Raw genomic sequence first — 19,351 nt, 5'->3', positions numbered from 1 at the left:
CGCGGTCAGCCGGTGATGCCGACCACCAGCCAGATGAACGCGGCCCCGGCGACCGTGCACAGCAGGGTGGAGCGGGCCGGGTGCTCGTGGTGGGCCTCGGGCAGGATCTCGGCGGCGGCGAGGTAGAGCAGTACGCCGGCGAAGAGGCCGAGATAGCCGCCGAGCACCGGCTCGGGAATGCGGAACACGGCCGTGGACAGGGCGCCCAGCACGGGCGCGCAGGCGTCGGCGAGCAGCATGCCGACGGCCCGGCGGCGCGCGTTGCCGTAGAGGCTGGTGACGGTGAAGGTGTTGAAGCCGTCGGCGAAGTCGTGGGCGATCACGGCGAGCACGACGGCCGTGGCCATGCCGCCGCCGACCTGGAAGGCCGCGCCGATCGCCACGCCGTCCATGGCGCTGTGGCCCACCATCGCGCCGGCCGCCGTCAGCCCCACCTCGGGCGTCCGGTGGCGGTGTCCCTCGGCTCCGCCGTGCGCCGTCTGGCGGGCCGCCAGGGTGCGTTCCACCAGGTGGGCCAGGAGGAAGCCGGCCACGAACAGCAGCAGGGCGGCGGGCACGCCGAAGACCTCCCGGTCGGCCGCGCGCAGCGCCTCCGGCAGCAGGTCCAGGCCGACCACGCCCAGCATCAGTCCGCCGGCCAGGCCCAGGACCAGGTGGCGGCGGTCGGTCACCCGCTGTGCCGTCCAGCCGCCGGCCAGCGTCATCAGGAACGCGCCGAGCGCGACGAAGACCGCCATGGGCCCTTGCTATCGGATCGACCCGTGTTCCCGCACCTTCCCGCAGCGACAACCGCAGTACTCGTAGGAGAGGACCGATTCCCATGGCCGAAGCCCCCACCGGCAAGGTGACCTTCGTCGGTGCCGGCCCCGGCGCCGCCGACCTGCTGACGTTCCGTGCCGCCCGGGCCATCGCCGAGGCCGACGTCGTGATCTGGGCCGCGAGCCTGGTCCAGGCGGAGGTCCTCGAGCACGCCCGGGAGGGCGCCGAGATCCTGGACTCCGCGGCGATGTCGCTGGAGGACGTCGTCGCCGTGTACCGACGTGCGTTCGAGGAAGGGCTGGCGGTCGCCCGCATCCACTCCGGTGACCCGGCCCTGTGGGGCGGCACCCAGGAGCAGCTGGACCGCTGCGCGGAGATCGGCATCGCGACCGAGGTCGTCCCGGGCGTGTCCTCCTTCTCGGCCGTGGCCGCGATCGCCCGGCGCGAGCTGACCATCCCCGAGGTCGCGCAGTCCGTGGTGCTGACCCGGCTGGGCGGCGGCAAGACGCCGATGCCGCCCGGCGAGGAGGTGCGCGAGTTCGCCCGGCACGGCACCACCATGGCGGTCTTCCTGTCGGCGGCGCGCAGCGGACAGCTGGTGCGGGAGCTGCTGGAGGGCGGCTACCCCACGACCACCCCGGTGGTGGTCGCCCACCAGGCGACCTGGCCGGAGGAGCTGGTGGTGAGGTGCACGATCGGCACGCTGGAGGAGACGGTCAAGGAGCACAGGCTGTGGAAGCACACGCTGTTCCTGGTCGGCCCGGCGCTCGAGGCGCACGGCACCCGCTCGCACCTGTACCACCCCGGTCACTTCCACGGGTACCGGAAGGCGGACCCGGAGGCGCGGCGGGCCCTGCGCGAGCGGAGGCCGAAGAGTTGATCACCGTCGTCGGCACGGGGACCGGTGCGCCGGTGCCCGCGGCCGTCCTCGCCGGGGCCGCACTGGTCGTGGGCGGGCGGCGGCACCTGGACGCCGTACCGCTGCCCGAGGGCGCCGCCCGGATCGAGCTCGGGCCGCTGGCGCCCGCCCTGGACAAGGTCGCCGAGTACGTCGGCGAGGAGCTGCCGGTGGTCGTGCTGGCCTCCGGCGATCCGGGGTTCTTCGGGATCGTGCGGGCGCTGGCCGAGCGGTTCGGCAGCGGGCTGCTGGACGTGCGGCCGGGGGTGTCCTCCGTGGCCACCGCCTTCGCCCGGATCGGGCTGCCCTGGGACGACGCGGTCGTGGTCAGCGCGCACGGCCGGGAGCTGCGGACGGCCGTGAACGTGTGCCGGGCGCGGCCGAAGGTGGCCGTGCTGACCGGGCCGGGCGCCGGGCCCGCCGAGCTGGGCGCCGCGCTGCCCGCCGACCGGACGCTGGTCGTGGCGAGCGCCCTCGGCGACCCGGAGCGGGAGCGGGTGGAGCGGGTGACGCCCGCGCAGGCGGCGGCCCGGGACTGGGGCACGGCGGTGAACGTGGTGCTCTGCCTGGACGAGACGCGGGCGCTCGGCGCCGTGCGGACGGTCGCCGGGACGCCGCCGCCGGACCGGTGGGCGCTGGACGAGGACGCCTTCACCCACCGGGACTCGATGATCAGCAAGTTCGAGGTGCGGGCGCTGGCCCTGGCCCGGCTGGGGCCGCGGCCGGGCGACCTGGTGTGGGACGTGGGCGCCGGGTCGGGTTCGGTGGCGGTGGAGTGCGCGCGGCTCGGCGCGGCCGTCGTGGCCGTCGAGAAGGCGGCCGACGGGGTCGGGCGGATCCGGGCCAACGCCGACGCCCACGGTGTCTACGTGGACGTGGTGCACGGCACTGCGCCGCCGGCCCTGGACGGGCTGGACGATCCCGACGCGGTGTTCGTCGGCGGCGGGGGCCGCGAGCTGGCCGCCGTCGTCACCGCCTGCGCGCGGCGGGCCCGGCGGACGGTCGTCGTCGCCCTGGCCGCGCTGGACCGGGTGCCGGCGGCGCGCGAGGCGCTGACGGCCGCCGGGTTCGCCTGCGACGGGGTGCTGCTCCAGTCCTCGCGGCTGGCGCCGCTGCCGGGGGACGTGACCCGGCTCGCGGCCACCAATCCTGTGTTCCTGCTGTGGGGCGTGCGCACCCCGGCATCCAGTGAAGGAGTTGTCCAGTGATCGGCCTCATTTCCGCCACCGCGGCGGGGACGGCGGCGCGGGACCGGCTGGCCGCGGCCTGGCCGGACCGCACCCGGGTGTACGAGGGTCCCGTCGGGGAGGCGGTACGGGCCGCGTTCGCCGAGTGCGAGCAGCTGGTCTGCTTCCTCGCGACGGGGGCGGTGGTACGGCTGCTCGCGCCGCTGCTCGGTGACAAGGCGGCCGATCCGGGCGTGGTCTCGGTGGACGAGGGCGGCCGGTTCGCGGTGTCGCTGCTCGGCGGGCACGGCGGCGGCGCCAACGCGCTCGCCCACGAGGTCGGGGAGCTGCTGGGCGCGGAGCCGGTGGTGACGACCGCGACGGACGCGGTCGGGCTGCCGGGTCTGGACACGCTCGGGCTGCCGTACGAGGGTGCGGTCGCCGCGGTCTCCCGGGCCCTGCTGGACGGGGAGCCGGTCGCGCTGGAGGCGGAGGTGGCGTGGCCGCTGCCGCCGCTGCCGGTGGCGTCCGAGGGGGCGTACACCATCCGGGTCACCGACCGGGCCGTCGAACCCGGCGAGCGCGAGGTGCTGCTGCGCCCGCCGACGCTGGTGGTCGGGGTCGGGGCGTCCCGGGGCGCGCCGGAGGCCGAGGTGCTCGGACTGGTCGAGCGGACGCTGGCCGAGGCCGGGCTCTCGGTGGCGTCGGTGGCCGAACTCGCCACCGTGGACGCCAAGGCGGAGGAGCCGGGCATCGTCGGCGCCGCCGCGCGGCTCGGGGTGCCCGTGGTGACGTACTCCGCCGGGGAGCTGGCCGGCGTCGCGGTACCGAACCCGTCGGACGCGCCGCTGGCGGCCGTCGGCACACCGTCGGTGGCGGAGGCCGCCGCGCTGTCGCGGGGCGGTGAACTCCTGGTCCCCAAGCGGAAGTCGGAGCGCGCCGACGGACGGCCGGCGATGGCGACCTGTGCCGTGGTCCGACGTCCGGGGCGCGGGCGGCTCGCGGTGGTCGGGCTCGGACCGGGCGCCCGGGACCTGCTCACCCCGCGCGCGGCGGCCGAGCTGCGGCGGGCCTCGGTGCTGGTCGGGCTCGACCAGTACGTCGACCAGGTCCGCGATCTGCTGCGGCCCGGCACCCGGGTGCTGGAGTCGGGGCTCGGCGCGGAGGAGGAGCGGGCCCGCACGGCGGTCGCGCAGGCCCGCGAGGGGCGTGCCGTGGCGCTGATCGGCAGCGGGGACGCGGGTGTGTACGCCATGGCCTCCCCGGCGCTCGCGGAGGCGTCGGACGACATCGACGTGGTGGGGGTGCCCGGGGTGACGGCCGCGCTGGCCGCCGGGGCGGTGCTGGGCGCGCCGCTGGGCCATGACCACGTGTCCATCAGCCTGTCCGACCTGCACACGCCGTGGGAGGTCATCGAGCGCCGGGTGCGCGCGGCGGCCGAGGCGGACCTCGTCGTCACCTTCTACAACCCGCGGTCCCGGGGCCGTGACTGGCAGCTGCCCAAGGCGCTGGCGGTGCTCGCCGGGCACCGCGACCCGGCGACGCCCGTCGGCGTCGTCCGCAACGCCTCCCGGCCGGACGAGTCCAGCCGGGTCACCACGCTCGCCGGGCTGGACCCGGCGACGGTCGACATGATGACCGTCGTGACCGTGGGCAACACGGCGACCCGCGAGATCGCGGGGCGCATGGTGACGCCGCGCGGTTACCGCTGGCAGTCGGGCCGGGAGGACGCCCGGTGAGCCCTCCCGCCCGCCCGGGCCCCCCGCGCTTGCCGCCGCCGGTCCGTTCGGCCGCCGTCGCGCCCGCCCCGGCGGCCACCGCCGTGCCCGACGCCCCGTTCCACCACCCCGCTTCGTCCGAGGAGATCCCGTGACCACCCCGCCCGCCCTGCTCATCGCCGGACACGGCACCCGTGACGACGCCGGAGCCGAGGCGTTCCGCGACTTCGTCCGCGAACTGGGGCGCCGCCACCCCGAGCTGCCCGTCGCGGGCGGCTTCATCGAACTGTCCCCGCCGCCGCTCGGCGAAGCCGTCACCGAGCTGGTCGAGCGGGGGGTGCGCCGGTTCGCCGCGGTGCCGCTGATGCTGGTGTCCGCCGGGCACGCCAAGGGCGACATCCCGGCGGCGCTGGCCCGCGAGAAGGAGCGGCACCCGGGCGTCTCGTACACCTACGGCCGCCCGCTGGGCCCGCACCCGGCGCTGCTGAGCGTGCTGGAGCGGCGGCTGGACGAGGCGCTCGGCACTGCCGCCGCGGCGCCCGGGGAGCGGGCGGACGTCACCGTGCTGCTGGTCGGGCGCGGGTCCACCGACCCGGACGCCAACGCCGAGGTGTTCAAGGCGGCGCGGCTGCTGTGGGAGGGCCGCGGGTACGCCGGGGTGGAGACGGCGTTCGTGTCGCTGGCGGCGCCGGACGTGCCGAGCGGCCTGGACCGCTGCGTGGCGCTGGGGGCGCGCCGGATCGTCGTCCTGCCCTACTTCCTGTTCACCGGCATCCTGCCGGACCGGGTGCGGCGGCAGACCGAGGAGTGGGCCGCCGCGCACCCGGAGACCGAGGTGCGGTCGGCCGACGTCATCGGGCCCGAGCCGGAGCTGCTGGACCTGGTGATGGAGCGGTACGAGGAGGCCGTCAAGGGCGATCTGCGCATGAACTGCGACTCGTGCGTGTACCGCATCGCGCTGCCGGGCTTCGAGGACAAGGTGGGGCTGCCGCAGCAGCCGCACTTCCACCCGGACGACGACGGCCACCACCACGGGCACGGGCACCATCACGGGGGGCACTCGCACAGCCATGCGCACTGAGGACGCCGGACACGATCTGCGCCACCACGGCGACGCCGAGGTGCGGGACGACGGGGCGGCCCTGGTCGACCTCGCCGTCAACGTCCGCGCCGACACGCCTCCGGCGTGGCTGCGGGAGGAGATCGCCGGGTCGCTGTCGTCGCTCGCGGCCTACCCCGACGGGCGGGCCGCGCGGGCGGCGGTCGCGGCGCGGCACGGGCTGCCGGTGGAGCGGGTGCTGCTGACGGCGGGGGCCGCGGAGGCGTTCGTGCTGCTCGCCCGGGCGCTGGAGGTCCGCCGCCCGGTGGTGGTGCACCCGCAGTTCACGGAGCCGGAGGCGGCGCTGCGGGACGCCGGGCACACCGTGCGCCGGGTGCTGCTCACGGAGGCGGACGGGTTCCGGCTGGACCCGGCGGCCGTGCCGGAGGACGCCGACCTGGTGGTGCTCGGCAACCCGACCAATCCGACGTCCGTGCTGCACCCGGCCCGGACCGTCGCCGGGCTCGCCCGCCCGGGGCGGACGCTGGTGGTGGACGAGGCGTTCATCGACGCCGTGCCGGGGGAACGGGAGGCGCTGGCCGGGCGGACGGACGTACCCGGGCTCGTGGTGCTGCGCAGCCTGACCAAGACCTGGGGGCTGGCGGGGCTGCGCATCGGGTACGTGCTGGCTCCGCCGGAGATCGTCGCCGCCCTGGAGCGGGCCCAGCCGCTGTGGCCGGTGTCGACGCCGGCGCTGGCCGCGGCCGAGGCGTGTGTGGCGCCGCGGGCGCTGGCGGAGGCGGGGCACGCGGCGCACCGCGGCGCGGCGGACCGGGCCCACCTGGTGGCGGAGCTGGCGGCCTTCGCCAGCCGGGGCGTACGGGTGGTCGGGCCGGCGGAGGGGCCGTTCGTGCTGGTGCGGGTGCCGGACGCCGCCGCGGTACGACGGCGGCTGCGCGACCTCGGCTACGCGGTGCGGCGCGGGGACACGTTCCCGGGCCTGGGCCCGGACTGGGTCCGGATCGCCGTACGGGACCGGACGACGGTCAACGGCTTCCTGACCGCCCTGTCGACGGCGCTGCCCGACAAGGCGGAGCGCCCCGGCCACACGGCAGGACGGACCGCCCCCACGGAGCGCCCCGGCCGGACCACCGGGCTGCTGCCCCCTGCCGCGCCTGTCCCGCCGAGCTGAAAAACCGGGCGGGACCGGCCCGGGCAACCCGCCCGGCCAAGCGACCGGGCTGCTGTCCCCTGCCCTGCCTGCCCCGCCGGGCTGCCCGGCCGGCCGGGAGCGGCCCCGGCCAAGCGACCGAACTGCTGCCTCCTGCCCCACCCCGCCCATCCCGCCGGGCTGAGCGGCCCAGCCTAGGCGATGGGCCCGAGCCGCCGGGCCGACCCGCCGCGCTGAACGGCCCGGCCGAGTCTCCCCCCTGCCCCGCCTGCCCCGGCGGGCTGAACGGCGCGGCCAAGCGACCGGGGCCGAGCCACCGGGCCGAACAGCCGGGCGGGAGCGGCCCCGGCGAAGCCGCCGACCTGGACGGTCAGGCCGAGCCGCCGGGCTACCCTCCCCTGCCCTGCCAGCCCCGCCGAGCCGAGCCACCGGGCTGGTGCCCCCCGCCTCTCCCCTCCCGCCGCGGCCCGGCCGAGGGGCTGGGCGTGTTCTCGGTCGTGCGGGGGTCGGTCCGGTGGCTCAGGCGCCCGGGATGACTCGTGGGCCGTCGGTGTCAGTGCTTCCGGCGGCGGGCCAGCGCCAGCGCTCCCCCGCCGGCCAGCAGCAGCGCCAGCGCGCCGCCCGCGATGTACGGGGTCGCCGGGCTGCCGCCGGTCTCCGCCAGGTCGGCCTGGGCCGGGGCGCCCTGGGGGCGGACGTCGGCGGCCGGGTCGTGGCTGGGCACCGGCCGGCCGGTGGGCGGGGCCCCCGGGGAGGCGCAGGTGGCCTCGGCCAGGGTGACGGTGCCCTCGACGTCGGCGACGTTGAGGTTCAGCGGGTTGACGGAGACCTTGAGTTCGAGGGCGGTCGCGGCGGCCGTACGGGTCGTGGTGGTCCGCCGGGCGAGATCGAGGCGGACCTCGCCGACGCCGGGTACCTTCACCTCCGTCCGGCCGCCGGCGGTCAGCGTGACACGCCGGCCGAGGACGGTGACGGTGCCGAGGACGTTCGACGAGGCGGCCGGTGCCCTGCCGACGTCGCAGGTGGCCCGGGCGGTGACGGCGTCGGCCTCGATCAGGGACAGCAGCGGCAGGCCGGGGACGTGCAGCCGGGCGTGGGCGAGACGGACCGAGCCCTCGGCGCGCCGCGCCGTGACCGTGGCCCCGGACTCGGCGACGTCGGCGCCGAGCACGGTGAACGGCTTGCCGCCGTTCACGCCGTCGAGCCGGGCGGACAGCGTGGAGCGGTCGGCGCTGCGCGGTGCCCGGACCTCGTCGAGGGCGACCGTGAGCGGGACGTCGACGGACTTGTCGAGCAGGGAGACGTCGAGCCCGGTGCGCAGGACGACGGCGGTGGCGCGACCGTGGTCGCCGGTGGCGTGCGCCGCGCCCGCGCCCAGGACCGCGGGCGCGGACGTGAGGGCGACGACCGCCGCCAGGGCGGCCGATCGGCGTGCGGGCATACGGAAGTTGTCGCTGTTCAAGGTGGTGGGACCCCCCAGACGGAACTGCTTGGGACCCGTCAACCTTGTCCCCACTGTGGGTGAACGGACGGTGATCCGGGGTTACTTCACCCGAACGTGGATTCCCCGCACGCCGATGCGAATCACGGGCACGCCTACTCGACGACGTGTCCGTTGAGCACCACCCGGCGCGGCGCCGCCAGCACCCGCACGTCGGCCCGCGGATCGGCCTCGTACACCACCAGGTCGGCGGGAGCGCCCTCCGCCAGCCCCGGCCGGCCGAGCCAGGTTCGGGCACCCCAGCTCGTCGCCGACAGCGCCGCGAGGGGCGGGATGCCGGCGGTGACCAGCTCGGCGACCTCCGCCGCGACCAGGCCGTGGGCGAGCGAGCCGCCGGCGTCGGTGCCGACGTAGACCGGGATGCCGGCGTCGTAGGCGGCGCGCACGGTGTCGTGGCGCCGCTCGTACAGCCGGCGCATATGGGCCGCCCAGCGCGGGAACTTGCGCTCGCCGCCGCGCGCGAGGTCCGGGAAGGTGGCGGTGTTGACGAGGGTGGGGACGATGGCGACGCCCCGCTCGGCGAAGAGCGGGATCAGATCCTCGGTGAGGCCCGTCGCGTGCTCGACGCAGTCGATGCCCGCCTCGACCAGGTCGCGCAGCGAACTCTCGGCGAAGCAGTGGGCGGTGACGCGGGCGCCGAGCCGGTGCGCCTCGGCGATCGCGGCCTCGGCCGCCGCGCGGGGCCAGCAGGCGTCGAGGTCGCCGAGGCCGCGGTCGATCCAGTCACCGACCAGCTTGACCCAGCCGTCGCCGCGCCGGGCCTCCCGGGCGACGTACGCCACCAGGTCCTCCGGCTCGATCTCCCAGGCGTAGTTGCGGATGTAGCGGCGGGTGCGGGCGATGTGCCGGCCCGCCCGGATGATCCTCGGCAGGTCGTCCCGGTCGTCGATCCAGCGGGTGTCGGAGGGCGAGCCGGCGTCCCTGATCAGCAGGGTGCCGGCGTCCCGGTCGGTGCGGGCCTGCTTCTCGGCGGTCTCCGCGTCGACCGGGCCGTGCGCGTCGAGGCCGACGTGGCAGTGCGCGTCGACCAGGCCGGGCAGCGCCCATCCCTCGACGGTCCGCACGTCCCGGGCTCCGGCGGGGCGGTCGTAGGAGATCCGGCCCCCGATCACCCACAGCTCGTCATGGACGTCCTCCGGGCCCGCCAGGACCCGGCCCTTCACGCGCAGCACCACCCCATCGCTCATGCACCGCACCCTAGGCCCTGTCGTCAGACTCCCGCCCTCCGGGCGGACGGCGGGAGTCTGACGACAGGACCCGGCGACCTACGGTTCCGACTTCCCCACCTGATCGGAGGTCTCCTCCTCCACCTCGGCCATCGCCGGGTCGAGCAGGCGGGAGAGGAAGTGCCGGGTGCGCTCGTGCCGCGGGGCGCCGATGACCTGCTCGGGGCTGCCGTCCTCGACGATCACGCCGCCGTCCATGAAGACGACCCGGTCGGCGACCTCGCGGGCGAAGGTCATCTCGTGCGTGACGACCATCATCGTCATGCCCTCCCGGGCGAGCATGCGCATGACGGCGAGGACGTCACCGACCAGTTCGGGGTCGAGCGCGGAGGTCGGCTCGTCGAACAGCATCACCTCGGGCCCCATGGCGAGCGCGCGGGCGATGGCGACGCGCTGCTGCTGGCCGCCGGAGAGGGAGGCCGGGTAGGCGTCCGCCTTCTCCGCGAGGCCGACCCGGGCCAGGTTCTCGGCGGCGATCCGCGCGGCCGCCGCCTTGTCCCGCCCGAGGACCCGGCGCTGGGGCAACGTGAGGTTCTCGGTGACGCTCAGGTGCGGGAAGAGGTTGAACTGCTGGAAGACCATGCCGATCCGGCGGCGCACGGCGTCGATGTCGACATCGGGGTCGGTCACCTCGCCGCCGCCGACGAAGACCTGGCCCCGGCTGGGCTCCTCCAACAGGTTCACGCAGCGCAGCAGCGTCGACTTGCCGGAGCCGGAGGGGCCGATGACGCAGACGACCTCGCCCTGGCCGATCTCCAGGTCGATGCCGCGCAGCACCTCGTTGTCGCCGAAGGACTTGTGCAGCCCGCGTACCTCGATCTCGGGGCGGCTCACCGGATCGCCTCCTGGGCCTTGGTCTCCATACGGCGGACGACGAAGCTGAGCGGGATGGTGACCAGCAGGTAGCACAGGCCCGCGACCAGGATCGGCGTGGAATTGGCGGTGGTGCTGGCGAGGTCGCGGCCGAACTTGGACAGTTCCCGCTCCTCCAGGGTGACGCCGAGGAACAGCACCAGCGAGGAGTCCTTGAAGAGCAGGACCAGTTCGTTGGTGAGCGGCGGCAGGATGATCCGGAAGGCCTGCGGGATGATGATCGAGACCATGGCCTTCGCGGGCGAGAAGCCGAGCGAGCGGGCCGCCTCCATCTGCCCCTTGGGCACGGCCTGGATGCCGGCCCGGATGGTCTCGGCCATGTAGGCGGCCGAGACGAGGCCGAGCGCGAGGGCGACCTTGCCGTACGTGCCGCCGGGGATCTCGGTGCCGGGGAAGGCGAGCGGCACGGCGACGCCGACGAAGATGAAGATCAGCAGGGCCGGCAGGCCGCGGAAGATCTCGATGTAGACGCCCGCCAGCCAGCGGTACGGGCCCACGGAGGACAGCCGCATCAGCGCGATGACCATGCCGAGGACGAGCCCGACGACGAAGCCGGACAGCGTGTAGAGCACGGTGTTCTTGAGCGCCAGCGTGATGACGTCCGGGAACATCTGCCGGGCGATGTCGGCCTGGGCGAACTGGTTCTGGAGCCGCCCCCAGTCCGCCGAGACCGCGAAGGCGATCACGGCGGCGGCGAAGACGGCGTACTGGACGCCCCGCGACACGGTGCGCTTCTGCCGCCGGGTCAGTCCCTTCTTCTTCGGCTGGAGTCGTACGTCCGTGTCGCTCATGAGGCGGCGGGAGAGGCGACGGAGGCGTCGTAGGGGCCGATCCACTTCTCGTAGATCTTCTTGTAGGTGCCGTCGGCCTTGGCGTCCTTCAGGGCCTTGTTCACGGCGTCGAGCAGCGCCTTGTTGCCCTTCTTCACCGTGAAGCCGTACTGCTCGCCGGTCTTGAGGTTGTCCACGACCTTGAACTTGTCGGCGTTGGCCTTGTCCTTCAGCCAGCCCTGGACGACCGGGAAGTCGATGACGACGGCCTGGACCTGGCCGGTGCGCAGGCCGTTGAGGACGGCGTCGGAGGACTCGAAGGAGATCGGGTCGTAGCCCTTGCCCTTGACGTAGTCCTCGCCGGTGGTCTGCGCCTGGGCGCCGAGCTTCTTGCCCTTGGCCTTGACGTCGGCGAGCGAGTCGATCCCGCTGCTCTTGTCCACCAGGACGGCCTGGGTGGCCTCGAAGTAGGGGTCGGAGAAGTCGACGTTCTTCTTGCGCTCGGGCGTGATGGTCATGCCGGCGGCGGCCAGGTCGCACTCCCCGGAGTTCAGGAAGGCGCCGGTCTTGAAGTTCTCGAAGGGCGTGTCGAGGATCTGCTGCTTGACGCCGAGGTCCTGGGCGACGAGGTCGATCAGGGAGACGTCGAAGCCCTGCACCTTGCCGTCCACCTCCGACTGGAACGGCGGGTACGGCAGGTGGGTGCAGGTGGTCAGCTGACCGGCCTTGGCAAGGTGGACGCCCTTGACGGTCGTCTTGCCACTCCCCGAATCGCCGGAGGAGCAGCCGGCCACGACGAGCGCGAGTGCGGCGGTCGCGGTGGTGGCGGCCAGAAGGCGGGTCCGGCGCCCTGCGAGCGTTTTCATGGGGAGATCTCCTGACGGGGAACAGTGGCTTCCGATTATAAGGAAGGGTTTGAGTCTCTCAAATCAAACCGATGGTTACGAGGGCTTTCGACCTAAGATCGGTGGAGTCGATCCCCGAGAGCGAAGAGAGCACGCCGTGACCCACCCCTTCCTCGACCTGCCCCCGCTGAGTGCCGAGCGCTTCGCCGCCATCGAGGACGGCGTGGCCCGGCTGCTCCGGACCCGGCAGGACGTGCTGATCACCCAGGGCGAGGCGCTGCTGCCACTGGAGGGCGCGATCCGCGCGGCGGCCGGTCCGGGCACGGTGGCGCTGAACGTGATCACCGGCCCGTACGGCCAGACCTTCGGGAACTGGCTGCGCGACGCCGGGGCCACCGTGCACGACATCTCCGTGCCCTTCCACACGGCCGTGACCGCCGACCAGGTCCGGGAGGCGTTCGCCGCGCACCCGGAGATCGACTTCGTGTCGCTGGTGCACGCCGAGGCGGCGACCGGCAACACCAACCCGGTCGCGGAGATCGGCGAGGCGGTGCGGGAACAGGGCGCCCTGTTCTACCTGGACGCGGTGGCCTCCGTGGGCGCCGAGCCGGTGCTGCCGGACGCGTGGGGCGTGGACCTGTGCGTGATCGGGGCGCAGAAGGCTATGGGCGGCCCGGCGGGCGTGTCGGCGATCTCGGTGAGCGAGCGGGCGTGGGCGCGCATGGCGGCGAACCCGAACGCCCCGCGCCGCTCCTACCTCTCCCTGCTGGACTGGAAGGAGCGGTGGATCGACGCCGGCCGCAAGGCGCTGCCGCACGCCCCGGCCCAGTTGGAGATGCTGGCGCTTCAGGCGTGCCTGGAGCGGATCGAGTCGGACGGGCTCGAAGCGGTGATGGCCCGGCACCGGCGTGCCGCGCTGGCCTCGCGGGCCGGGGCGGGGGCGCTGGGCGGGGGCCTGGAGCCGTATGTATACGAGGAGCGGGACGCGGCGCCGGTCGCCACGACGCTGCGGGTGCCGTCCGGGGTGGAGGCGTCGGAGCTGGTGGCGCGGGCCCTGGAGAGCGACCCGGCGCTGCCGCTGGCCGCGGGCGGCGGCGCCCTGGCCAAGGAGATGATCCGGGTCAACCACTACGGGCCGGACGCGACGCCGGGGGCGGTACGGGGGTCGCTGGCCGCGCTGGGCGCCGCGCTCGCGGAGGCGGGGGCGGACGTGGACGTGGCCGCGGCCGGGCGGGCCGTGGACGAGGTCTGGCGGTAGCCGTCGGGGGCGTTCCCCGGGGGCCGCGCCCGCACTCCCCCGGGGTTTGTCCCCCGGTGCGCACGGCATTCCACCTGCCTGCCGTGAAGGTATCGACGGGACATCGGACAACGAATTCAATTCCCTTTCACAATTCCCGCCAATTCTTCGGAAGATAGCTTCCCGTCTTCTTCTGCCCGCTTTTTGCAGAGCTAAACAGGGAAGTTTGCCGGGCGGGCTTTCTTCGCTTTCCGGGCTGTGACACACTCCACAGCCGGTGCGATTTGCACCCATTTATCACAGGCCATTGCGGACATAACGCCTGGGCGTTCGTGACGCCCATCAACGGCTCCCGTGCATTTTCGAATTCACCTCGCTAAATTCGTGCCGCATGACTGCCGCACCCGCAGACCTGCTCATCGAACGTCCGGCGCCATCCGACGGTGCCGCTCTCTGGCGTATCGCCAAGGACTCCGAAACCCTCGACCTGAACTCTTCCTACAGCTATCTGCTGTGGTGCCGGGACTTCGCCGGCACCTCGGCGGTGGCGCGCGGTGCGGACGGGGAACCGGTCGGTTTCGTCACCGGATACCTGCGGCCGGACCGCCCCCGCACCCTGCTCGTCTGGCAGGTGGCCGTCGACGCCTCCCACCGCGGCTACGGCATCGCCGCGGCGCTGCTGGACAGTCTGACCGCACGGCTCACCGCCGAGCGGGGCATCACCGGGCTGGAGACCACGATCACCCCCGGCAACACCGCGTCCGAGCGCCTGTTCACCTCGTTCGCCGAGCGGCACGGCGCCCGGGTCGACCGCGAGGTGCTGTTCCCCGCCGGCCAGTTCCCGGACGGCCCGCACGACTCCGAAGTCCTCTACCGCATCGGCCCGCTGCCCGAGTCCACCGCCCACTGAGGAGCGATTCACCGTGACCATCACCCAGCCCGACCTGAGCGTCTTCGAAACCCTCGAGTCCGAGGTGCGCAGCTACTGCCGCGGCTGGCCCACCGTCTTCGACCGGGCGCGGGGCAGCCGGATGTACGACGAGGACGGCCATGCGTACCTCGACTTCTTCGCCGGCGCCGGGTCACTCAACTACGGCCACAACAACCCGGTGCTCAAACGGGCGCTGCTCGACTATCTGGAACGCGACGGCGTCACGCACGGCCTGGACATGTCGACCGCCGCCAAGCGGGCCTTCCTCCAGACCTTCCAGGACCTGGTGCTGCGCCCGCGCGACCTGCCGTACAAGGTCATGTTCCCGGGGCCGACGGGCACCAACGCGGTGGAGTCCGCGCTGAAGCTGGCGCGGAAGGTGAAGGGCCGCGAGGCGATCGTGTCGTTCACCAACGCCTTCCACGGCATGTCCCTGGGCTCGCTCGCCGTCACCGGCAACGCCTTCAAGCGCGCGGGTGCCGGCATCCCGCTGGTGCACGGCACGCCGATGCCGTTCGACAACTACTTCGACGGCAAGGTCCCGGACTTCCTCTGGTTCGAGCGGCTGCTGGAGGACCAGGGCTCCGGCCTGAACAAGCCCGCCGCCGTCATCGTGGAGACCGTGCAGGGCGAGGGCGGCATCAACGTCGCCCGGTCCGAATGGCTGCGCGCGCTGGCGGAGTTGTGCGAGCGGCAGGACATGCTGCTGATCGTCGACGACATCCAGATGGGCTGCGGCCGTACCGGCGCCTTCTTCTCCTTCGAGGAGGCGGGCATCACGCCGGACATCGTCACCGTGTCCAAGTCGATCAGCGGCTACGGCCTGCCGATGTCCCTGTGCCTGTTCAAGCCCGAGCTGGACGTCTGGGAGCCGGGCGAGCACAACGGCACCTTCCGCGGCAACAACCCCGCCTTCGTCACGGCCACCGCCGCCCTGGAGGCGTACTGGACCGACGGCTCGGCCATGGAGAAGCAGACCCGCGCCCGCGGTGAGCAGGTGGAGCGGGCACTGGTCGCCATCACCGGGGAGAACCGCGCCGACGTGAAGGAGTACCGCGGACGCGGTCTGGTGTGGGGCCTTGAGTTCCACGACAAGGCGCGGGCCTCCGCGATCGCCCGGCGGGCGTTCGAACTCGGCCTGCTCATCGAGACGTCCGGCCCGGAGAGCGAGGTCGTCAAGCTGCTGCCCGCCCTGACCGTCACGCCCGACGAACTGGACGAGGGGCTGAGCATCCTGGCCCGCGCCGTCCGCGAGACCGCCTGAACCACCGTCAGCGGTCCGTACAGCAAGTCCGTACAGCAAGGAGGAGACACAGCACCGTGATCGTCCGATCGTTCAAGGACATCGAAGGCACCGACCGGCACGTCAAGGCGAAGTCCGGCACCTGGGAGAGCAAGCGCATCGTCCTCGCCAAGGAGCGGGTCGGCTTCTCCCTGCACGAGACCATCCTCTACGCCGGGACCGAGACGTCGATGTGGTACGCCAACCACGTCGAGGCCGTGGTCTGCACCCGGGGCGAGGCCGAGCTGACCGACCAGGAGACCGGGAGGACGTACACCATCACCCCCGGGACCATGTACCTCCTCGACGGGCACGAGCGGCACACGCTGCGCGTCAAGGACGACTTCCACTGCATCTGCGTGTTCAACCCGCCCGTCACCGGACGGGAGGACCACGACGAGAACGGCGTCTACCCGCTGCTCACCGAGCCCGAGGAGGTGTGAGGACCATGACCGTCGCCACCGTGAGGGACCTCTACCCGACCCGCGGCACCACCGAGGTGACCGTCCCCCGCCAGGACCCGGTCGTCTGGGGCGCCCCGGACACCCCGGGCCCGATCCCGGCCGCCGACCTCCAGGCGTACGAGCGGGACGGTTTCCTCGCCGTCGACCAGTTGATCGCGCCGGACGAGGTCGAGGTGTACCGGCGTGAGCTGGACCGGCTGGTCACCGACCCGGCGATCCGCGCCGACGAGCGTGCCGTCGTGGAACCGGCGTCGAAGGAGATCCGCTCGGTCTTCGAGGTGCACCGGATCAGCGAGGTGTTCGCCGGCCTGGTGCGCGACCCGCGCGTGGTCGGCCGCGCCCGGCAGATCCTCGGCTCCGACGTGTACGTCCACCAGTCCCGGATCAACGTCAAGCCGGGCTTCGGGGCGAGCGGCTTCTACTGGCACTCGGACTTCGAGACCTGGCACGCCGAGGACGGTCTGCCGAACATGCGCACGGTGTCCGTCTCGATCGCGCTGACCGAGAACCACGACACCAACGGCGGCCTGATGATCATGCCGGGCTCGCACCGCACGTTCCTGGGCTGCGCCGGTGCCACGCCGAAGGACAACTACAAGAAGTCCCTCCGGATGCAGGACGCGGGCACGCCGTCGGACGAGGCGCTGACCACGCTGGCGGGCGAGTACGGCATCCGGCTGTTCACCGGCCGGCCCGGCTCGGCGACCTGGTTCGACTGCAACTGCATGCACGGCTCCGGCGACAACATCACCCCGTTCCCGCGCAGCAACGTCTTCATCGTGTTCAACAGCGTGGAGAACACCGCGGTGGAGCCGTTCGCCGCGCCGGTGCGGCGGCCGGAGTTCATCGGCGCCAGGGACTTCACCCCGGTCCGGTGAGCCACCGGTGCGTTTCGGGCCCCGGCCCGGCGGTGAGCCGGGCCGGGGCCGGGACCGGAGCGGTCAGCCGGACAGCGCGGCCAGCAGCCGGTCCACGTCCGCAGGCGTGTTGTAGAGGTGGAAGGCGGCGCGCAGGTGGCCCGCGCGGTCGGAGACCTCGATGCCCGCCTCGCTCAGCCCGGGCTGCCGGGAGCCGAGCCCGGGGACCGAGACGATCGCCGAGCCGGGCGCGGGCACCGCCGCGTGGCCGAGGTCCGCGAGCCCCGCGCGGAACCGGTCGGCGAGGGCGACGTCGTGGTCGTGGATCGCCGTGACGCCGAGTTCCTCGACGAGTTCCAGGGAGCGGCGCAGGCCCGTGTAGCTGAACAGGGCGTGGGTGAGGTCGAACCGCCGGGCGGAGTGGGCGAGTTCGGCCACCGGGCCGTAACAGCTGTCCCACGGCCGCTCGGCCGCGACCCAGCCCGCGAGCACCGGTGTCAGCCCGCCGAAGTCCTCGGGGACGGTGAGGAAGGCCGCGCCGTGCGGGCCCAGCAGCCACTTGAAGGTGACGCTCGCGGTGAAGTCGTAGGCGTCCGCGTCCACCGGCAGCCAGCCGGCGGCCTGGGAGAAGTCGACGTAGGTACGGGTGCCGTGGGCGCGGGCGGCCTCGCGCAGCGCGGGCAGGTCGGCGACCCGGCCGTCGGCGGACTGGACGGCGCTGACCGCGACCAGCGCGGTGCCGGGCCGGACGGACTCGGCGACGCGCTCCAGCGGGACGGTGCGCACCTTGAGGTCACCGCGGACGTGGAAGGGGTTGAGCACCGAGGTGAAGTCGCCCTCGGCGGTGAGGACTTCGGCGCCCGCGGGCAGCGCGGCGGCGATCACGCCGGTGTGCGCGGCGACCGAGGCGCCCGCGGCCACCCGGCCGGCCGGGACCCCGGTCAGCCGGGCGTACGCGGCGCGGGCGGCCTCCACGTCCTCGTACAGCGGGGTCAGCGGCCGGCCCTCGGCCCGCAGCAGCGCGGCCCGCTGGAGGGCGGCGACGGTGCGGGCCGGCAGCAGGCCGTTGCCGGCGGTGTTGAGGTAGGTGCCGTGCGGGCGGAACTCGGCACGGACGAGGCTGTCGAACGTTCCCGTGGTCTCCATGGGACCACTCTGCGTCCCGGGGAACGGCCGGCCAAGGCGATTTCGTCCGTGGTGTTGCGGGGCGCTCCCCGCTCCGGCGGCGCCGGGCCGCGGGTCTCAGCCGTGCTGCGGCACCGCGCACCCGTCCGGGCCGCACGCCTCGGCGTCCCCCTGGCCGACCAGGCGCAGCGGGGAGCGCTCGCCCCACGCCTGGGCCAGCGCCCGGGTGAAGACCTCGGCGGGCTGGGCGCCGGAGACGCCGTACTTGCGGTCGATGACGAAGAACGGCACACCGGAGGCGCCGAGCTGCGCGGCCTCGCGCTCGTCGGCGCGGACCTCGTCGGCGTAGGCGTCCGGGTCGGCGAGGACCGCGCGGGCGGCCCCGGCGTCCAGTCCGGCCTCGACGGCCAGCTCCACCAGGCGTTCGTCGCCCTCGGTGAACACGGACCGCTCCTCGGCGAAGTTCGCCCGGTACAGGATCTGGATCAGCTCGTCCTGCCTGCCCCGGTCCTTGGCGAAGTGCAGCAGGCGGTGCATGTCGAAGGTGTTGCCGTGGTCGCGGTCCCGGGTGCGGTAGTCCAGTCCCTCGGCGGCGGCCTGGGCGCCCAGGTTGTCCTCGCCCGCCTGGGCCTGCGCCTCGCTCATGCCGTACTTCGCGGTCAGCATGGTGATCACCGGCTGGACATCGCCCTTGGCGCGGCCCGGGTCCAGCTCGAAGGAGCGGTGCACCACCTCGACGCCGTCGTGGTGCGGGAAGGCGGCCAGCGCCTTCTCGAAGCGGGCCTTGCCCACGTAGCACCAGGGGCAGGCGATGTCGCTCCAGATCTCGACGCGCATGTAGGGGGCTCTCTTCGGGTCGTACGGCCGCGGGGTCCCTCCCCGAGCCGGTATATGAACGTTCAAACAGGACGTTTCATTCCCGGGCCGTCGGCGCGGTCCGGTCAGGCGAGGCGCTCGGGGTGGGACCGGCGCGCCGGGTCAGGGTGCGCACGGAGATCCCCGGGTGCCGGGCCGGGTCGGTCAGGGTGAGCGGCCGGTCGAGGTGGCGTATGGCCCAGCCGCGGGTGTCGGCGCAGGTGGTGCCGCGCTCGGGCGGCAGCGGGGTCCGGGTGAACGGGGTCTGTCCGCCGGGGCGAGCCGGGCCACCTCGTTGGCGATGGCGGCGCCGTAGTCGGTGCGGATGGTGTGCAGGCACAGGTCGATGCCCGCGGCGTAGCCGGAGGAGGTCGGGAACCGGCCGTCCTGGGCGTGGAGGAGGTCGCCTTGGATGCCGACGTCGGGGTGGGCGGCGGCGCATCTCCTCGGCGTGCGCCCAGCAGGTCGTCGCCTTGCGGCCCTTGAGCGGGCCGGCCTCGGCGAAGGCCGTCGCGTCGCGGGGCAGCCGGGGTCCCGGTGCGGTGGCGCCGGCCCCGGGGCGGCACGGCGGGGGCCGGCGGCCTCGGCGTCGCGGTGCCCGGTACGCCGGTGCGCGGCGGCTTCGCGGCGGGGC

General features: G+C 74.0%; 18 protein-coding genes and 1 pseudogene. 10 read left to right on the top strand and 9 right to left on the bottom strand.

Features of this window, described 5'->3' with window-relative positions:
• Window positions 1-5: 5 nt before the first annotated feature.
• Complete coding sequence (locus IF37_RS0129145) at window positions 6-737, bottom strand: ZIP family metal transporter (RefSeq protein WP_030748968.1); 732 nt, start codon at window positions 735-737, stop codon at window positions 6-8.
• An 83-nt stretch (window positions 738-820) separates the two neighbouring features.
• Between IF37_RS0129145 and cobM the strand changes: the two genes are divergently transcribed.
• The 5 genes from cobM (at window position 821) to cobC (ending at window position 6,772) form a co-directional block, all read left to right on the top strand.
• The gene (gene cobM / locus IF37_RS0129140) at window positions 821-1,639 is read left to right on the top strand and encodes a precorrin-4 C(11)-methyltransferase (protein WP_030748966.1); all 819 of its coding nucleotides are present in this window, start codon (window positions 821-823) and stop codon (window positions 1,637-1,639) included.
• On the top strand, window positions 1,636-2,865 hold the full coding sequence (locus tag IF37_RS0129135) for a bifunctional cobalt-precorrin-7 (C(5))-methyltransferase/cobalt-precorrin-6B (C(15))-methyltransferase (RefSeq protein ID WP_030748964.1): 1,230 nt from the start codon (window positions 1,636-1,638) through the stop codon (window positions 2,863-2,865). Before cobM ends, IF37_RS0129135 begins: the two co-directional genes overlap by 4 nt.
• Window positions 2,862-4,562, top strand: coding sequence for a precorrin-3B C(17)-methyltransferase (gene cobJ, locus IF37_RS0129130; protein ID WP_030748961.1), 1,701 nt, complete (start codon window positions 2,862-2,864; stop codon window positions 4,560-4,562). The genes IF37_RS0129135 and cobJ overlap by 4 nt, the downstream gene beginning before the upstream one ends.
• A gap of 130 nt (window positions 4,563-4,692) precedes the next feature.
• The gene (locus IF37_RS0129120) at window positions 4,693-5,622 is read left to right on the top strand and encodes a sirohydrochlorin chelatase (protein ID WP_030748958.1); all 930 of its coding nucleotides are present in this window, start codon (window positions 4,693-4,695) and stop codon (window positions 5,620-5,622) included.
• Window positions 5,612-6,772, top strand: a complete 1,161-nt coding sequence (gene cobC, locus IF37_RS0129115) for an Rv2231c family pyridoxal phosphate-dependent protein CobC (RefSeq protein WP_079165932.1) — start codon at window positions 5,612-5,614, stop codon at window positions 6,770-6,772. Before IF37_RS0129120 ends, cobC begins: the two co-directional genes overlap by 11 nt.
• A 532-nt stretch (window positions 6,773-7,304) precedes the next feature.
• Here the strand turns inward: cobC and IF37_RS0129110 are convergent.
• The 5 genes from IF37_RS0129110 to IF37_RS0129090 all read right to left on the bottom strand — a co-directional run bounded on the left by IF37_RS0129110 (window position 7,305) and on the right by IF37_RS0129090 (window position 11,987).
• Entirely contained in the window at window positions 7,305-8,213 is a 909-nt protein-coding gene (locus IF37_RS0129110; protein WP_030748952.1) for an SCO1860 family LAETG-anchored protein, read from the bottom strand.
• 134 nt (window positions 8,214-8,347) lie between these two features.
• Entirely contained in the window at window positions 8,348-9,439 is a 1,092-nt protein-coding gene (locus tag IF37_RS0129105; protein WP_030748949.1) for an amidohydrolase family protein, read from the bottom strand.
• 78 nt (window positions 9,440-9,517) lie between these two features.
• Window positions 9,518-10,312 (bottom strand): amino acid ABC transporter ATP-binding protein, encoded by a 795-nt coding sequence (locus IF37_RS0129100; protein ID WP_030748946.1) that lies wholly within the window; start codon window positions 10,310-10,312, stop codon window positions 9,518-9,520.
• The gene (locus tag IF37_RS0129095; RefSeq protein ID WP_030748942.1) at window positions 10,309-11,142 is read right to left on the bottom strand and encodes an amino acid ABC transporter permease; all 834 of its coding nucleotides are present in this window, start codon (window positions 11,140-11,142) and stop codon (window positions 10,309-10,311) included. Before IF37_RS0129095 ends, IF37_RS0129100 begins: the two co-directional genes overlap by 4 nt.
• Window positions 11,139-11,987: a transporter substrate-binding domain-containing protein gene (locus IF37_RS0129090; RefSeq protein WP_030748939.1), complete on the bottom strand. Its 849-nt coding sequence runs from the start codon at window positions 11,985-11,987 to the stop codon at window positions 11,139-11,141. The genes IF37_RS0129095 and IF37_RS0129090 overlap by 4 nt, the downstream gene beginning before the upstream one ends.
• Before the next feature lie 136 nt (window positions 11,988-12,123).
• On the opposite strand from IF37_RS0129090, the gene IF37_RS0129085 reads away from it, so the two are divergent.
• From IF37_RS0129085 to thpD, 5 genes are all read left to right on the top strand, one after another.
• Window positions 12,124-13,224, top strand: a complete 1,101-nt coding sequence (locus IF37_RS0129085) for an alanine--glyoxylate aminotransferase family protein (RefSeq protein ID WP_030748936.1) — start codon at window positions 12,124-12,126, stop codon at window positions 13,222-13,224.
• Between the two features lie 370 nt (window positions 13,225-13,594).
• Window positions 13,595-14,113 carry a diaminobutyrate acetyltransferase gene (gene ectA, locus IF37_RS0129080; protein WP_030748933.1) on the top strand — a complete coding sequence of 173 codons (519 nt, stop codon included), beginning with the start codon at window positions 13,595-13,597 and terminating at the stop codon, window positions 14,111-14,113.
• 13 nt (window positions 14,114-14,126) lie between these two features.
• On the top strand, window positions 14,127-15,398 hold the full coding sequence (gene ectB / locus IF37_RS0129075) for a diaminobutyrate--2-oxoglutarate transaminase (protein ID WP_030748929.1): 1,272 nt from the start codon (window positions 14,127-14,129) through the stop codon (window positions 15,396-15,398).
• A 56-nt stretch (window positions 15,399-15,454) separates the two neighbouring features.
• Window positions 15,455-15,859: an ectoine synthase gene (locus IF37_RS0129070; RefSeq protein WP_030748926.1), complete on the top strand. Its 405-nt coding sequence runs from the start codon at window positions 15,455-15,457 to the stop codon at window positions 15,857-15,859.
• Between the two features lie 5 nt (window positions 15,860-15,864).
• Window positions 15,865-16,758 (top strand): ectoine hydroxylase, encoded by an 894-nt coding sequence (thpD, locus tag IF37_RS0129065; RefSeq protein WP_030748923.1) that lies wholly within the window; start codon window positions 15,865-15,867, stop codon window positions 16,756-16,758.
• Between the two features lie 63 nt (window positions 16,759-16,821).
• On the opposite strand, the gene IF37_RS0129060 is transcribed toward thpD, so the two are convergent.
• From IF37_RS0129060 to IF37_RS46035, 3 genes and pseudogenes are all read right to left on the bottom strand, one after another.
• Entirely contained in the window at window positions 16,822-17,883 is a 1,062-nt protein-coding gene (locus tag IF37_RS0129060) for an aminotransferase class V-fold PLP-dependent enzyme (RefSeq protein ID WP_030748920.1), read from the bottom strand.
• 96 nt (window positions 17,884-17,979) lie between these two features.
• The gene (locus IF37_RS0129055; RefSeq protein ID WP_030748917.1) at window positions 17,980-18,699 is read right to left on the bottom strand and encodes a DsbA family oxidoreductase; all 720 of its coding nucleotides are present in this window, start codon (window positions 18,697-18,699) and stop codon (window positions 17,980-17,982) included.
• 133 nt (window positions 18,700-18,832) lie between these two features.
• A pseudogene (locus IF37_RS46035) lies at window positions 18,833-19,219 on the bottom strand (AraC family transcriptional regulator); the annotation flags it as partial.
• Between the last annotated feature and the right edge of the window lie 132 nt (window positions 19,220-19,351).

Origin of the sequence: Streptomyces sp. NRRL S-31, from assembly GCF_000718775.1 — a bacterium.
In the GTDB taxonomy this organism is placed as follows: domain Bacteria; phylum Actinomycetota; class Actinomycetes; order Streptomycetales; family Streptomycetaceae; genus Streptomyces.
Note: the sequence above shows the minus strand (reverse complement) of the source record. Positions and strands in the feature narration are given on the sequence as shown.